This is a genomic window from Neobacillus bataviensis (assembly GCF_019969725.1).
This window is the reverse complement of sequence record NZ_JAHXYW010000001.1, coordinates 403848-419078: the sequence shown is the minus strand read 5'-3', so window position 1 is coordinate 419078 and position 15231 is coordinate 403848. Positions and strand designations below refer to the sequence as shown.

13 protein-coding genes are annotated in these 15231 nt (G+C 38.7%); 9 read left to right on the top strand and 4 right to left on the bottom strand.

The window, feature by feature from the left end; genetic code table 11:
• Positions 1–2 precede the first annotated feature (2 nt).
• The 5 genes from LC455_RS02130 to LC455_RS02110 all read left to right on the top strand — a co-directional run bounded on the left by LC455_RS02130 (position 3) and on the right by LC455_RS02110 (position 5786).
• Positions 3–1430 carry a DUF1116 domain-containing protein gene (locus tag LC455_RS02130; RefSeq protein WP_223587910.1) on the top strand — a complete coding sequence of 476 codons (1428 nt, stop codon included), beginning with the start codon at positions 3–5 and terminating at the stop codon, positions 1428–1430.
• 116 nt (positions 1431–1546) lie between these two features.
• Positions 1547–2710 (top strand): ankyrin repeat domain-containing protein, encoded by a 1164-nt coding sequence (locus tag LC455_RS02125; protein ID WP_223587909.1) that lies wholly within the window; start codon positions 1547–1549, stop codon positions 2708–2710.
• Between the two features lie 22 nt (positions 2711–2732).
• Complete coding sequence (gene arcC / locus LC455_RS02120) at positions 2733–3704, top strand: carbamate kinase (RefSeq protein WP_223587908.1); 972 nt, start codon at positions 2733–2735, stop codon at positions 3702–3704.
• 63 nt (positions 3705–3767) lie between these two features.
• Entirely contained in the window at positions 3768–5309 is a 1542-nt protein-coding gene (locus LC455_RS02115) for a xanthine permease (RefSeq protein WP_223587907.1), read from the top strand.
• A gap of 24 nt (positions 5310–5333) precedes the next feature.
• The gene (locus LC455_RS02110) at positions 5334–5786 is read left to right on the top strand and encodes a nucleoside deaminase (protein WP_223587906.1); all 453 of its coding nucleotides are present in this window, start codon (positions 5334–5336) and stop codon (positions 5784–5786) included.
• Between the two features lie 161 nt (positions 5787–5947).
• On the opposite strand, the gene LC455_RS02105 is transcribed toward LC455_RS02110, so the two are convergent.
• A complete protein-coding gene (locus LC455_RS02105) occupies positions 5948–6826 on the bottom strand; it encodes an alpha/beta hydrolase (protein WP_223587905.1) in 879 nt (292 codons plus the stop codon).
• Positions 6827–7095: 269 nt separating this feature from the next.
• Between LC455_RS02105 and LC455_RS02100 the strand changes: the two genes are divergently transcribed.
• The gene (locus LC455_RS02100) at positions 7096–8640 is read left to right on the top strand and encodes a xanthine permease (RefSeq protein ID WP_223587904.1); all 1545 of its coding nucleotides are present in this window, start codon (positions 7096–7098) and stop codon (positions 8638–8640) included.
• 217 nt (positions 8641–8857) lie between these two features.
• On the opposite strand, the gene LC455_RS02095 is transcribed toward LC455_RS02100, so the two are convergent.
• A complete protein-coding gene (locus LC455_RS02095; protein ID WP_223587903.1) occupies positions 8858–9175 on the bottom strand; it encodes a hypothetical protein in 318 nt (105 codons plus the stop codon).
• A gap of 265 nt (positions 9176–9440) precedes the next feature.
• Here LC455_RS02095 and LC455_RS02090 point away from each other — a divergent pair, with 265 nt between their 5' ends.
• Together LC455_RS02090 and LC455_RS02085 are read left to right on the top strand one after the other, a co-directional pair.
• Positions 9441–10433 carry a VanW family protein gene (locus LC455_RS02090; RefSeq protein WP_223587902.1) on the top strand — a complete coding sequence of 331 codons (993 nt, stop codon included), beginning with the start codon at positions 9441–9443 and terminating at the stop codon, positions 10431–10433.
• 184 nt (positions 10434–10617) lie between these two features.
• Entirely contained in the window at positions 10618–11379 is a 762-nt protein-coding gene (locus LC455_RS02085) for a hypothetical protein (RefSeq protein WP_223587901.1), read from the top strand.
• 50 nt (positions 11380–11429) lie between these two features.
• Here the strand turns inward: LC455_RS02085 and LC455_RS02080 are convergent, their stop codons facing one another.
• Together LC455_RS02080 and LC455_RS02075 are read right to left on the bottom strand one after the other, a co-directional pair.
• On the bottom strand, positions 11430–11636 hold the full coding sequence (locus LC455_RS02080; protein ID WP_223587900.1) for a methionine aminopeptidase: 207 nt from the start codon (positions 11634–11636) through the stop codon (positions 11430–11432).
• 398 nt (positions 11637–12034) lie between these two features.
• Positions 12035–13405, bottom strand: a complete 1371-nt coding sequence (locus LC455_RS02075; RefSeq protein WP_223588664.1) for a sigma-54 interaction domain-containing protein — start codon at positions 13403–13405, stop codon at positions 12035–12037.
• A 262-nt stretch (positions 13406–13667) separates the two neighbouring features.
• Here LC455_RS02075 and pruA point away from each other — a divergent pair, with 262 nt between their 5' ends.
• Positions 13668–15212 carry an L-glutamate gamma-semialdehyde dehydrogenase gene (pruA, locus tag LC455_RS02070; RefSeq protein WP_223587899.1) on the top strand — a complete coding sequence of 515 codons (1545 nt, stop codon included), beginning with the start codon at positions 13668–13670 and terminating at the stop codon, positions 15210–15212.
• Positions 15213–15231 lie beyond the last annotated feature (19 nt).

Genomic DNA, 15231 nt, shown 5'->3' with positions numbered 1-15231 from the left:
TCATGAGTAAGATTAATGAACTTTTTAAAAGTAAGCCACATGTTGTCAATGTAGGAATTGAGTCATTCAAAGATGATTTATTACAACAAGGTGCACAAGTCATTCATTTAGATTGGACACCTCCTGGTAGGGGGAATCCTGCTTTAATTGCGGCTCTTGATAAACTTGAAAATCCAGCTATTATGCAAAAAATTGAAGAAGCTAATAGATTAGCAGTTGAAAGAATTATAAATTCGCAGCCAGTATTAATTGGTTATGATCAAGCGATTAACTGTGTTCCTGGTATGACAAAAACAACCATTCTTCATGCCGGACCTCCAATCACTTGGGATAAAATGAATGGTCCGATGAAGGGGGCTGTTACCGGTGCGTTGGTATTTGAAGGCTTGGCCAAGAATTTAGCGGAAGCAGCTGAGCTTGCTGCATCTGGTGAAATTACATTCTCACCATGTCACGAACACAACTGTGTTGGTTCTATGGCTGGCGTTACTTCTGCATCAATGTTCATGCATATCGTTGAGAACAAAACATATGGCAATATTGCCTATACAAACTTAAGTGAACAGCTAGCAAAAATTCTTAGAATGGGCGCTAATGATCAGAGTGTTATCGATCGTTTAGTTTGGATGCGCGATGTATTTGGTCCTATTTTAAGAGATGCTATGAAACTAAATTCAGAGGGCATTGATTTACGTTTGATGCTTGCACAGGCCCTTCATATGGGAGATGAGTGCCACAACCGGAATGTTGCTGGAACAACTCTATTAATACAAGCATTAGCTCCTTATATTTTGCAAACAGATTACACAATCGAGCAGAAGAAGGAAGTATTGGATTTTGTAGCAAGCAGCGATTATTTCTCCGGCCCAACCTGGATGGCAATGGCGAAATGTGCCCTAGATGCAGCTCATGGTATTGAAAATAGTACCATTGTGACAACGATGGCTCGTAACGGTGTGGAATTCGGAATCCGTGTCAGTGGAATGGCAGGAAACACATGGTTTACTGGTCCAGCACAAAAAGTAATTGGTCCAATGTTTGCTGGTTACAAGCCGGAGGATTCCGGACTTGATATCGGTGATAGTGCTATCACTGAAACCTATGGATTCGGCGGATTTGCAATGGCAACTGCTCCAGCAATTGTGGCATTAGTGGGTGGTACCGTGGAAGAAGCGATCGGTTTTACAACTAAAATGAAAGAAATCACCACAGCGCAAAACCCTAACGTGACAATTCCTTTACTTGATTTTATGGGTATTCCAACTGGAATTGATGTTCGAAAGGTTGTTCAAACCGGAATTATGCCAATTATAAATACTGCAATTGCCCATAAAGAGGCAGGTATTGGAATGATTGGTGCGGGGATTACCCATCCACCAGTAGAGTCTTTTGAGAAAGCAATGTTGGCCTTAAGCGAAAATATTCATTAATCAATTACACGTATTGGGGAAGGCGATATCCGAAACCTTGATAATTTGGTTTTGGTAACCTCCCCAAATGCGTCATTGGAGCAGTGTTGGTGATATTAGAACAGGAGCGGTTAAAAATGGAGAATAGATCCTTAAATATGGAACTTATCTATGCAAGTGAACAGGGAGATGCAGAAGCTGTACGAAGATTACTACAGGACGGCGCCAGTGTTGATTTTAAAGATGAAAATGGCCGGACAGCGTTAATGGCGGCAACTCAAAAAAATCAATCAAATACTGTAAAACTGTTGTTAGAAGCAGGCAGTGATGTAAATACCAGAGATATTACCCAGCTAACTCCTTTCATTTGTTCTGGTGCAAATGGTTTTCATGAAATTCTTAGCCTGATGTTAAAGTATGGAGCGGACCTTGAAAGTGTCAATCGCTTTGGAGGTACAGCCCTATTACCTTCAAGTGAGAAAGGGTATTTAAAGACAGTTCAAGTATGCTTAGATGCAGGAGTTCCTGTCAATCATGTGAATAATTTAGGTTGGTCAGCACTTCTAGAATCTGTGATTTTGGGTAATGGAGGCCGATTATACTCTAACATTATTGAAGTTCTTGTGAAAGCTGGGGCAGATGTGAATTTGCCAGATCGAGACGGAAAATCATCCCTTCAGCATGCCGAAGAATTAAAGCAGGATAAAGTAGTTAAAATTCTTAAAAAGGAATATCAAGAAGATAACCAAGCGATTCAAACTGCCAAAAAGCTATATAAAGAAAATAGCTTTGAAGATGCAATCCTAGTAATCAATCAAGCTCTTTCAGAGGACCCAAGCACTCTTGATTATTATTACTACAAAGGATATAGCTTGCAAGAACTAAAGAGATACGAAGAAGCGCTGGAAGAGTACAACAAAGCTTTAGTAATCAACTCCAATGATCTTGATTTCTATTTCTATACAGCAAATTGCTTAAGATTAATGAACAAAACTGAGGAAGCGCTTACAGAATATGATAAAGCTTGTGAATTAAACCCTGATGAAACGTTTTACCGTTACCACAAATCCAATTATTTAAGAGAATTGGGCAGACATGAGGAAGCAGTAAGGGAAATGGATAAGCTGCTTGCCATGCAGCCACATCGCTATGATTTCTCCTTCCACAAGGCTAACAGTCTCAGATCATTAGGGAGACATATTGAAGCGATAGAAGCAATTGAGAATGCCATTAAACATGACCCATCGAACCCTTTATATCATCTTCATAAAGAGCAGTCTATTAAATTATTAAACAACTAGAAAACTGATAGGAGAGAACGCAGTGGAAAAATTAGTGATTGTCGCAATCGGAGGGAATTCATTAGTCCGCGAAAATGGACGTGATTCCGTTCAAGATCAATATGAAGCCGTCTGCGAAACGGCAGTAAATATCGCTGATATGGTTGCCGAAGGCTTAAACGTAGTTGTTACACATGGTAACGGCCCGCAGGTAGGGTTCGGTCTAAGAAGATCTGAAATAGCCAATGAAATTGCCGGAATGCCGGAAGTGCCCCTGGTCAATTGCGGCGCCGAAACCCAGGGCGGAATCGGTTATCAAGTTCAACAAGCTTTGATTAATGAATTTGCCAAAAGAGGCATTAACAAAAAAGTGGCAACTGTTATTACACAGGTTGCAGTTAGTGCGGATGACCCGAATTTTGAAAATCCAACAAAGCCTGTAGGTTCATTCTTTACTTCTGAACAAGCGGAAGAAATGAAGAAGGAACATCCGGATTGGATCTTTATTGAAGACTCCGGCCGCGGCTACAGAAGAGTGGTACCATCACCGAAACCAATTGATATTGTAGAAAAAGACGCAATTAAAACCTTAATTGAGGCCGGTTTTGTTGTCATTGCTGTCGGCGGCGGCGGTATTCCAGTCGTTAAAGCAGCAAGCAATAAGTATGTGGGCGTTGATGCCGTTATTGATAAAGACTTTGCAACAAGCCTATTAGCTGAACAAGTTCAGGCAGATACCTTGATTATTACGACTGGCGTGTCCAGAGTTTGCATTCATTTTGGTAAGCCAAATCAACAGTCGCTTGAAAATATTTCAATTGAAGAAACAAAACAGTATGTTGCAGAAGGCCACTTTCCTCAAGGCAGCATGCTTCCCAAAATTGAAGCAAGTATAAACTTCTTGGAAAAGGGCGGTTCGAGGGTCATCATTACAAACCCTGAAAGTCTAAAGGATGCGATTCAAGAAAAAGCAGGAACCCATATTGTAAAAAAAAAGAAACTCATGACGATTTAAAAAATTAATGATTTTTCAATTTAGCTGCAATAAGAAAGAATACTTTTTTAAGGAGATTTTTACATGGGAAATATAGCTTTATGGAAAAAAGGAGACTTTGCAGCTTCCTTCGGTTTGTTCGTTAATGTTTTGACAGACTTTTTGGTTATGATCTCATTATTACTTACTGTAGTTGGTATGCCAAAAGAGTTTGTTTTTAAACAAATTGTTCCCGGCTTTGGTTTTGCTGTCCTTCTATCTGGCCTTGTTTTTGCTTATTTTGCATATAAACTAGCTAAGAAAACAGGTAGAAAAGATGTTACCGCACTACCATCAGGCTCTAGTTCACCTGGTATTTTTCTTATAGTATTTGTTATTATGCTTCCTCTATATCATCAAACAAAAGATGCTGCTTTCACAACAACAGTCGGTGTGCTTTGGTGCTTCTTTGAAGCTACCATGCTAATAATAGGTGCATTCCTGGGTGATACTCTTAGAAAGTTCGTCCCAAGAACTGTATTGCTGGCAGCCTTAGCAGGTTTGGCATTTGTATTCTTGGGTATGAACCCAATGCTGCAATCGTTTGAAATGCCTGTTGTGGCATTTGTTGCAATTGCCATCATCTTCATGAACTGGTTAAGTAAGCATCCAATATTGAAGAAAATACCTACGGGATTATTATTGATCGTAATTGGAACTGCAATTGCTTGGCTATTTGGATATCAAAGTCCTGCTGAGGTTAGTGAAGCGCTGAAATCATTTGGCTTTAATCCTCCTATGCTTCATTTAAATGGGCTTTTTGATCATATTGATGCTGCTCTGCCATATTTATTAACTGCTGTACCTCTAGGGCTGGCAAACTACATTTTTAATCTTGAAAACGTTGAAGCAGCTGCTGTTTGTGGAGATGAATACAAAACTAGAGACGTTATGCTTACAAACGGTATTTGTTCTGCTATAGGCGGCCTTTGTGGTAACCCATTCCCAGTAACAGTATATGTAGGTCATGCAGGTTGGAAAGAAGTTGGTGCAGGTATAGGCTATTCTATTGCTAGCTCTGTTGCCATATTCATATTATCGATTTTAAGTCTTATGGGTCTGTTGCTAGCTGTTATCCCAATTGCGGCTATTGTTCCGATGCTCGTATTTATAGCGATTGTAACAGGGCATCAAGCTGTCAAAAACAGTCCGCAATTTGAAGTTCCAGTAATATTTGTATGTTTCTTCCCATGGGTGGCTACTTGGGCCCTTACGGCTGTTAATAATGCAATTTCAGCTACTGGTATGTCGGTTGGAAATGCTGCCAATCAAGTTTCTACACTTGCCCTGCATAATGCTGGACTTTTCTACGATGGCTTGGTTGCTCTAGGTAATGGTGCACCTATTACCAGTGTTCTTTGGGGGTGTATAGCTATATTTACGATCCGTAACACGCCTATTGGAGGCATAATAGCCGCAATGCTCGGGGCTGTTTTAACCTTTGTAGGTGCCATTCATACAAACACTATCGGAATTGCACAAACAACTGCAATGCCTTTCGTTTGGGGATATCTATTAATTGCAGGATTTTTAGCATTTAAACTCTATATAAATAAAAAAGAAAATATTGGACCTGTAACAGAGTAAAAGTAAACTTGGAGGAAAAAAGCTATGGATTTCATTAAAATGGCGGTAGACGCAACGATTGATGGAATGAACAAAAAAATTGGCGGACCATTTGGTGCAACAATTGTACGCAATGGTGAAGTCATTGCCGCTGTTAGCAATACAATGATGAGAGATACAGACCCTTCCGCACATGCAGAGCTGGTTGCTGTTAGAGAAGCTTGTAAAAAATTAGGGACTTTTGATTTATCAGATTGTGTAATGTATGCAACTTGTGAGCCATGTCCGATGTGTGTATCTGTCATGATTTGGGCGGGTATTAATGAGGTTTACTATGTTAATACAAAAGAAGATGCTGATAAGCATGGGTTTTCAGATATGCACCTGCGCAAATATTTAAAAGGTGAAGATAATAGCGTCATAAAAATGGTTAAAGTAGAACCAAGAGATGATTGCGATTACTTATTTGAGCATTTTCATAAGCTTAACGAGAAGTAACAAACTTATAAAAAACGACTTTAATATTCAAATTTATGAATGTTAAAGTCGTTTTTTTTGGGCTCTGTTAAATGGCAATGTTGATTATTAACACAGTTGATTGGAGCGAAGCACCTGGAGCGCAAATCAACAACAAAGTTTAACAGAGCCTTTTTTTAGTGCTACTCTATACCTGTAAGGTGAGTATGTAGAAATTCAATGACTTGCTTTAGTGCACTTTGAACAATGGGATTATCGAATTCTTTATCAAATACATGTTCTCCGTTAGGGATCGTAATTAACTTTGCTTCGACGGACTGTTTTAAAATAGCAGCTCTCATAAAAACTGACTGCTCGTAAGGGACATCCGTATCTTTTGTACCATGTAATAAAAGTGTTGGCGGGTACTCCTTCGTAACATTGTGTTTGGGACAAAAAGGACGGAGTGCTTCTTTGTTGAAAGCAGGATTAACACCAGTGATTTCTTCAATCCAATCTCCGTGTTGTCTTGCATACACATAGAGGAGGAATCTTTGCTCTACAGATGCCTCTGTAATTGGCTGATCGGTAACTAGTGCGTTAGCAAGGTTTCTCGAAACAAGGTCCTTTTCAAGGTAATATTTACTCGGACTTGTTGCCCAGCTGCCTAATAGATCGCCATATCCATAGAAGGAGACGATTGCACGAGGTTTATGTTTAAATGTCCCAGTAGAAAGTGCCAAAAATCCACCGGCTGAACTGCCCACTACTGCAATCCTTTTTGGATCAATAGAAAATCGCTTTGCACCTTCTGTTTGCAGCCACAGAAGTGCGTCTTCAACATCCTCAAGGATATCCAGTAGTTTTGTCTCTGGGGCTAAACGGTAGTCGATTGAAAAAAGGGATATCCCATTATCTGTGTACAGCTGGATCATTTCTTCTGTCAATTCTTCTCTTGTTCCCCAAATCAGCCCGCCCCCATGAATATAAATAACCACTGGAGAGTTCTCGATGCTCGTTCCGTAAAAATCAGCCTTAATGGTACATTGGTCAATTTGCTTGTATATTACTGTTTTCTTCATTCCTATCCACACGTCCAATCATGATAGTAAATCCAGTCTTTTTCTAGTTGAATTTTCGTTATTATAACATAATTCATTTCGTATTTTCGGAGTTTCTTTTAGTCTAGCTTAGAAGACATATTTTGTACAAACTCTATTGTATAACTTGTATAAATGAAAGGCGTTCTTTTTGGTATGCGTGGACGATGAATTAATAGCTTTTTGAGAATACAATTCCTAATGTAAAGGGTTTCAAATTTTTATAATTAATTCATTAGAGGTGATTTGGAATGGATCAGACATTAAAATTTTGGAAAAAAGGCGACTGGGCTGCCTATTTCGGCTTACTTGCCAACAATTTAACCAATCTATTAACGATGATTTCATTATTGCTGTTTGTCGTCGGATTTCCAGAAGAAATAGTTTATGGAAGAATTGTCCCTGGATTTGGACTCGGCGTCTTTCTAGCAAGCTGCTGTTACTTTGTTTTTGGCTATTTATTATCAAAACAAACAGGAAGAAATGATATTACGGCCTTACCATCAGGCCCTAGTGCTCCTTCTATTTTTACTGTTACTTTCTTAGTCATTTTGCCGGTATTTAAAGAAACTAATAATGCTGAATTCGCATTTTCACTTGCATTAGTTTGGTGTTTATTTGAAGCCCTAATCTTAATCGTTGGTGCTTTCCTAGGTGACACACTAAGAAAACTTGTTCCTAGAACTGTCCTTTTATCATGTTTATCTGGACTTGGATTATTGCTGCTGGCTATGAATCCAATGCTCCAATCCTTTGAAACTCCTGTGGTAGCTTTTGTTGTCCTAATCATTATTTTTATTAACTGGTTCGGTAAATCACCTATTTTCGCAAAGATTCCAACAGGCTTTTTATTACTTGCCGCTGGTACTGCTCTTGCGTGGGCATTTGGTTTGCAAAGTCCTGAAGCCATTTCAGCAGCGTTGAATACGTTAGGATTTAACCCTCCTACTTTCCATGCTGACAGCTTATTCTCTGGCATTGCACATGCACTTCCATATTTAGCTTCAGCTGTACCACTTGGATTATCTAACTATATTTTTGACCTAGAAAACATTGAAAGTGCACATGCTGCCGGCGACCCTTATAAAACACGCCGGGTAATGCTTGCAAATGGTATTTCCTCTTCTATTGGTGCTTTATGCGGTAACCCTTATCCAGTAACTGTTTATATTGGTCATGCTGGTTGGAAATCCATGGGTGCAGGTCTTGGATATTCTATCGCAACTGGCCTCTCTATGTTAGTCATTTCCCTCTTTGGTATTGGAGGATTGTTATTAGCTGTCATACCGGTTTCCGCCATCGTGCCGATTCTTGTATATGTTGGTATCGTAACCGCTAACCAAGTGGTTCGTGAAAGTCCGAAATTGGAAGTTCCGGTTATCTTCATTTGTTTGTTTCCATGGATTGGGAACTGGGCTTTATCACTAGCCAATAACGTTTTAACCTCCGCTGGAACCAATGCGGCTAAAGTAACAGCTGAAGCAATGTCACACCATGGTGTTTATTATAACGGCATGTTCCATCTAGGTAATGGTGCTCCACTTAGTAGTTTATTGTGGGGATGCTTAGCGATCTTTGCTATAAAAAACCAACCAATTCGGGCAGCCATTGTCGCTGTCATTGCAGCAACATTATCATTCCTAGGCATTATCCACTCAGCTGCTGTTGCGATTGCCCAGCCTGCCTTAATGCCTTTCGTCTATGCTTATCTAATGGTAGCAGGATTATTCTTCATTAAACACATGATGGATCGAAAAAAAGCTCAAAATCCGGCCGAAGGAGAGGGTGCGGCGTAATAGGAGGTTATCTATGAAAAATCTCGTCTCTACCAAAGTGAGGAGAGGATTTTTCCTAGTTTTCGATTGTTAAATGATTCTAAGTGATAAAATACATTATGTATAGTGCCTAATAAAATTATCCCTTTTTCGCTTAGATTCGAAATGACCATTTTGTGCAATAAGTATAAAAAATCAAAGTCCCGACCTTATTTACATAATGCCGGACTTTGATTTTTTATTTCATCTCATTTAACGCTCTGTATATTTGCGTATACATACTGCCTTGAATGATATTTTCTAGAAAAAAGTCACCAATTAGCTTCAAATATTCTTCATCATCAAACATCTTTTTATTTTGAAGTTCCATTTCTGCTAATCCTTCATAGGTCGATAGTAGTGCATATGTATGGTCTTCTCCGGATATGGGAGTCAATATTTCAACCTTATGGTCATAATTTTCATTCCGAAATTTTTTAATCTCTTTTAAATTATCAATCCCTTCTTTAAATTTATCCTGTTTGATTTCAAACGTCTGATAAACATACACAGACATTTTAGCACCCCCAATTAAATTCCAGTTTAATGTTAATATTTACAAATTGCCCTTAAATATTCATAGGGAAGAATAGATAATGACTTTTTCTCCTTATTAGTACTTTTGTCATTATTTTATTTTTGGTAAAGTGATAGAATTAAAAACTAAAGATACAAGTTTCATATTTTCATAGCAGCAATTTGGAATTTTTTTGAAACAAAATTGTGTGTGAAAACGTCTAAGATTAAAACGACGAAAATCAAAAGGGGAAAAGCTGAGGGAAATGGAAAAATTAAAATGGGCAATTTCATTTTTATTAGCAAGCAGTTTAATAGGATTGGCGGGCTGTTCGTTGCAAACATCAAAAGAAAAGGTAGCACATGCAACGGAAAAGCAAGAAAAGAAAATGGTAAAGAAGGATGAACCTAAAAAACAAGAAGAAGAGAAACCTGTTTTTATTAATATTATCGACCCGAGTACTAAAACGGTTATAAAAACAATTTCTCCAAAGGATATGGGATTTAAAACCGACGTTGAAAAATATAAAGCCGAAATAGCAAAAATGGCGAAGGATTTTGCACGGGGAACAAAAGATAGCCCTGGATATGATAAAAGAATGATTCTTGATAAATTGGATGCAAATGGTCAGGTTATTAAAGGAACTCCTCAAACCATTCTAGATGAGGATGAATTAACAGAAAAGATCCTCCAGCTTTCAGAAACAGGCGGCGATGTAGAAGTCCCGCTATATGTAACTGCCAGTGGTTATAAGGTGGAAGACGTATCCCATTTAGGGGAGACAGTTGTCGCTTCATATACGACCCATTTTAATAGCGGGATTGCTGGCAGGTCAAAAAACATTGCTTTATCCGCAGCTGCTATTAATAATATAATCATCGGTGTCCAAGACAGCTTCTCTTATAATACAACCGTTGGCCCAAGTGATGCAGCCCACGGCTATCAAAAAGCACCTGAGATTCAGGATGGGAAATTAGTCGATGGCTATGGCGGCGGGATTTGTCAGACTTCTTCAACCCTGTATAATGCCATTGATCAGCTAGCTGTCAGCTATATTGAAAAGCATCATCATTCCCTTCATGTAGGATACGTTCCTGAAGGAAGGGATGCTACAGTATCCTACGGAGGTAAGGATTTTCGATTTAAAAATACCACTGGTGTACCGATTGTCTTAAAAGCTATTGTAAAAAAAGGTTCTCTTACCGTTGAGGTAAGAACCTCAAATGCTTATAAAAGTCTTATTAAGAAAGCCATTTAAATAGGATATTATAGAATTAATACCTTTGGCCAGCATCCTTAAGATGCTGGTCTTTTTATCAGATGAAGTAAACCCATTTATTCATGGCTATTAAACCTTCACTTGGTTTGTTGCATATTTTGATTAATAACGGATGAAATCGACTATAAAAAAATATTTTAGCCGATGAAGGGGGAACTATGGGATGGATCAAAGTAAATACGCCTCAATGATGCAAAAATATATTGATGAAGCGACGAACGTGAAAGAAAGTTATGCCACTGCTAAAAAAGGACTTTTTGAAGAATTTGAAGTAAGAAAAATGGTTTTTGAGGATGTCAAGGTTCGGTTTCTGAAAACGGAAGAAGCATTTAATCGGGGTGAAGAAACACAGGAAGTATATGATCAAGTGAAAAAGGATCTAAAACGAGTAGAAGAAACAATGAATGAATTAAGTCAAAGGCTTGATGAAATCAATACATTTATGGCAAAGCGTCTCGAAGTGGTTCTTGCAAGGCTTAAGGACTTAAAAAAGCAATATGTCGAAGAAATTCACCAAGAAAAGAAAAAGTTAAAATATCAGTTAATGAAGGCCAAATATGACTATCTTCAAGATACAATCAATGCTAAAAATAATTTTCTTAAACAATTAAAGCATGCCAAAAATAATTTTCTTAAACAATTAAAGCATGCCAAAAAAGATTTTAACAAAACTTCCAGTGAGATTCGTAAAGCCTCACAAGATATGAGTGCAGAAGAAAATTATCTTCAGGAAATTAGTCAATACTTAGGACTTGACTCGATTATTGAACTCCAGGACGATTTCCAAGTGGTCATATCAGAACCCATTGACGATGAAGGAACCGCACTAACAAAAGAAGAATTGCGTGATGCCTTGCACCTTGGGAAGATTTCGACTGAATTAGAAAAAGAAATAAAAGAAGCAATTAGCATGGGACTAATTTAAAAAACCTTTCACAGCTCTATTTTTAGAGCTGTGAAAGGTTTTTGTAAGGATTATCTCATTTCCTCCCAGTCCGTATAATTGCCGCTGCCTTGACACCCTGGACATTCAAAGGAATTAAAATATGCAAATTCATTATAAGGATAAACTGTATAGCCTCTGCCTTGGCAATCAGGACATTTGCCTTGGTCTTTCATATTTGAAACATGATTTTGATATCTTGTCTCTTTCCATTGGTTAAATGAGTTGAGAAGTCCCATTTAATTCACCTCATCTTTTTACATTAGTATGGGGGAAAAATGGAATTTTTATGCTTGTATTTTCCATTTATCAAACTTCTTTATTATTGTTTGATAATATTTTATATGTAAAAACGCTCACTTTTGTGAGCGTCAGATTGTCAAGAAAGGATATTTTTCTCGGCATTTTTTTATTTTGCTTGAATTTTTTATTAACTGATTGTCGCTGCTATTTGGCCTGTTGATCTCCGCTCCTGGCACTCGCTTTCGCGGGGAGGTCCTGGAGCCTCCTCGGCACTTTGGCGCCTGCGTGGTCTCCAGTGACCTCTATATCCCGCAGGAGTCGAGTGCCCTCCGCTCCAATCAACAGACTAATTTATAAGTTTATCTATAATACTTTTTACCTAGTGGTTATCTTTTTAGCTATTCTCAATGTTTAATTTCTTCATCCGATATTGCAGGCTTTGCCGGCTTAGACCTAGAAGGCCCGCCGTTTTAGAGATATTAAAATCATTTTTTTTCAAGACATGCTCGATATAAGATTTTTCAAATAATTCCATTTGGTCCTTTAATGGAACCGTGGTATCTGCATTTTCATTTATAAATGTATCTACAGTTGAGAGGGGGATCATCCGCTCCTTCAGCTGCATTCTGCTGCGATATTGATAGGGTAAATGGGAGTAACGAATAATTTCCTCATCCATTATAATGTTCATTGCAGCTTCAATAATATGCTCTAATTCACGGACATTACCATGCCATTCATATTCAAAGAAGGATTGTTTAACCTCCTCAGATAATCCTTTTACATTCATTTGGAAGCGTTCATTATATTTTTCAATAAAGTGCTCCACTAATAACGGTATATCTTCTTTTCTTTCTCTTAATGGCGGAATAAAGATGGTCACTACACCCAAGCGGTAATATAAATCTTTTCGCAAATGATTATTGGCGATGGCATCAATCGGATCCTCATTTATATTGGCAATGACTCTGACATCAACAGGTGTATCTTTGGTATCCCCGATGCGCCGTATCATTTTTTCTTGAAGAACACGCAATAATTTTGCCTGAAGATTTAAATTTAAGGAATTGATTTCATCAAGCAATAACGTGCCGCCTTCCGCTTGTTCAAATAATCCTGGGTGATCTGTTGCCCCTGTAAACGCACCTCGTTTCGTTCCGAAAAGCAGGCCCTCAATTAAATTGTCAGGTAAAGCTGCACAGTTTTGCGAGATAAAGGGAGCAGATAACCGGCCGCTGGCATTATGAATGCTTTGGGCAAAAAGCTCTTTCCCTGTGCCGGTCTCGCCGACAATTAATACATAAGAAGAGGTACGGCTTGCGCGGGTGGCCGCTTCGATAACCTCTCGAATAGCAGGACTTTTTCCAATAATTTTATCAAAGGTATACCTCGTAGACCCCTTATTCAAATTTCCTTTCATGAGACGTTCTAATTTTGTCACATCGTTTGCTATCTCGACAGCACCTTGCAGGGCATCACCCTGATAAATAGGGATGGTATTGTTTATCGTTGTGATTGCCTGGCCTTTATTATTAAAGTAGGTTTGTTTAACGTTGGCAGTTTCCTTGCCTTCCTGTAGTGCTTTTACGAGAGTACTAGATTGGTCATCCTTAAACATGAACACATCTAATAACTTTTTATTGATAACGTCTTGAAAATCCATGGATTCCATTTGCATCATTTTTTTATTATAAATAATCGACTTGCCTGTTTCGTCGACGGCATGTACCCCGACATCGACCTCATCTAATATCCGTTTATACATCCGATTTAAATATTGTAAGTATTGAATGGTTTGATTTGTACTTTCCACGATGACTTCATTCCCTTTGTTTAATCCTTTATGCACTTATTTAATCAAAAAAAACGTAATAATGCAAAATAATTTTGCATTACGGTAAAAATAATGCGGAATTATGCAAAAAATAATGGCGGTATGATTATCAGGAACCCTATTACACCGCAAAAATAATGTTGGCACGGAACTTGCATAATGTTTTAACGGAACAATAAAAGGGGGTAAAAAAATGCAAGCGTATACACATGAACCGTTTACAAATTTTGCAGATGAAAAAAATATTAAAGCTTTTGAAGAGTCACTAGCATATGTCCAATCCCAGTTAGGAACTCATTACCCAGTGGTCATTGGCGGTGAAAAGATTACGACCGAAGAAAAAATCGTTTCTATTAATCCGGCTAATAAAGAAGAGGTCATTGGCAGCGTTTCAATGGCCGATCAAGAATTAGCGGAAAAAGCGATGACTGCGGCATTGACAGCTTTTGAATCATGGAAAACATGGAAACCGGAGCATCGAGCTAATATCTTATTCCGAGCTGCTGCCATCTTGCGCCGCCGAAAGCACGAATTTTCTAGTTATCTAGTAAAAGAAGCAGGAAAGCCGTGGAAAGAAGCGGATGCTGATACAGCAGAAGCAATTGACTTCATTGAGTACTATGGCAGACAAATGTTGAAAATCAAAGAAGGTGTACCAGTTCAAAGCCGCGCCGGAGAATATAACCAATTTAGCTATATTCCACTAGGTGTCGGGATCATTATTTCACCATTTAATTTCCCATTAGCGATTATGGCAGGTACAACAGTGGCAGCAATTGTTTCCGGTAATACCGTTCTATTAAAGCCTGCAAACTCTACGCCAATTGTTGCCGCAAAATTTGTTGAGTTAATGCATGAAGCAGGGCTGCCAAGTGGAGTATTAAATTTTGTCCCAGGCAGTGGCGCACAAATTGGTGATTATCTTGTGGACCATCCGAAAACTCGTTTTGTATCTTTCACAGGTTCACGTGAGGTGGGCTGCCGTATTTATGAGCGTGCTGCCAAGGTAAATCCAGGACAAATTTGGTTAAAACGTGTAATTGCAGAAATGGGCGGTAAAGACACCGTGGTTGTCGATAATGATGCTGATTTAGATTTAGCTGCAGCATCCATCGTTTATTCGGCTTTTGGTTTCTCAGGTCAAAAATGTTCTGCAGGCTCCCGGGCTGTCGTTCATCAGGATGTTTATGATGAAGTACTCGAAAAAGCTGTTGCCTTAACGAAAACACTTAAACTAGGAAACCCGGAATCACTTGAAACTTATATGGGACCAGTAATTGATGAGAAATCGTTCAAGAAAATCATGAACTATATCGAAATTGGTAAGGAAGAAGGCAGGCTCATGACTGGTGGAGAAGGAGACGACTCAACTGGTTACTTCATTCAACCAACGATATTTGCGGATCTAGATGAAAATGCCCGCCTGATGCAGGAAGAAATTTTCGGGCCGGTTGTGACCTTCTGTAAAGCACGTGATTTTGACCATATGATGCAGGTTGCCAATAATACAGACTATGGTTTAACAGGGGCATTAATCTCAAACAACCGCGAACATATTGAAAGAGCCCGGGCGGAATTCCATGTTGGAAACCTTTATTTTAACCGCACATGTACCGGCGCAATTGTTGGTTATCAGCCATTTGGAGGATTCAACATGTCAGGAACAGATTCTAAAGCAGGCGGTCCTGATTACTTACTGCTTCATATGCAGGCAAAAACAACATCAGAAATGCTCTAAGGCATGTAAATAAGGAGGA

Excerpts from the sequence above, each read along its gene's own strand:
- LC455_RS02130 (WP_223587910.1), top strand. The coding sequence starts at position 3 with ATGAGTAAGATTAATGAACTTTTTAAAAGTAAGCCACATGTTGTCAAT.
- LC455_RS02125 (WP_223587909.1), top strand. The coding sequence starts at position 1,547 with ATGGAGAATAGATCCTTAAATATGGAACTTATCTATGCAAGTGAACAG.
- LC455_RS02115 (WP_223587907.1), top strand. The coding sequence starts at position 3,768 with ATGGGAAATATAGCTTTATGGAAAAAAGGAGACTTTGCAGCTTCCTTC.
- LC455_RS02110 (WP_223587906.1), top strand. The coding sequence starts at position 5,334 with ATGGATTTCATTAAAATGGCGGTAGACGCAACGATTGATGGAATGAAC.
- LC455_RS02105 (WP_223587905.1), bottom strand. The coding sequence starts at position 6,826 with ATGAAGAAAACAGTAATATACAAGCAAATTGACCAATGTACCATTAAG.
- LC455_RS02100 (WP_223587904.1), top strand. The coding sequence starts at position 7,096 with ATGGATCAGACATTAAAATTTTGGAAAAAAGGCGACTGGGCTGCCTAT.
- LC455_RS02095 (WP_223587903.1), bottom strand. The coding sequence starts at position 9,175 with ATGTCTGTGTATGTTTATCAGACGTTTGAAATCAAACAGGATAAATTT.
- LC455_RS02090 (WP_223587902.1), top strand. The coding sequence starts at position 9,441 with ATGGAAAAATTAAAATGGGCAATTTCATTTTTATTAGCAAGCAGTTTA.
- LC455_RS02085 (WP_223587901.1), top strand. The coding sequence starts at position 10,618 with ATGGATCAAAGTAAATACGCCTCAATGATGCAAAAATATATTGATGAA.
- LC455_RS02080 (WP_223587900.1), bottom strand. The coding sequence starts at position 11,636 with ATGGGACTTCTCAACTCATTTAACCAATGGAAAGAGACAAGATATCAA.
- LC455_RS02075 (WP_223588664.1), bottom strand. The coding sequence starts at position 13,405 with ATGTATAAACGGATATTAGATGAGGTCGATGTCGGGGTACATGCCGTC.
- pruA (WP_223587899.1), top strand. The coding sequence starts at position 13,668 with ATGCAAGCGTATACACATGAACCGTTTACAAATTTTGCAGATGAAAAA.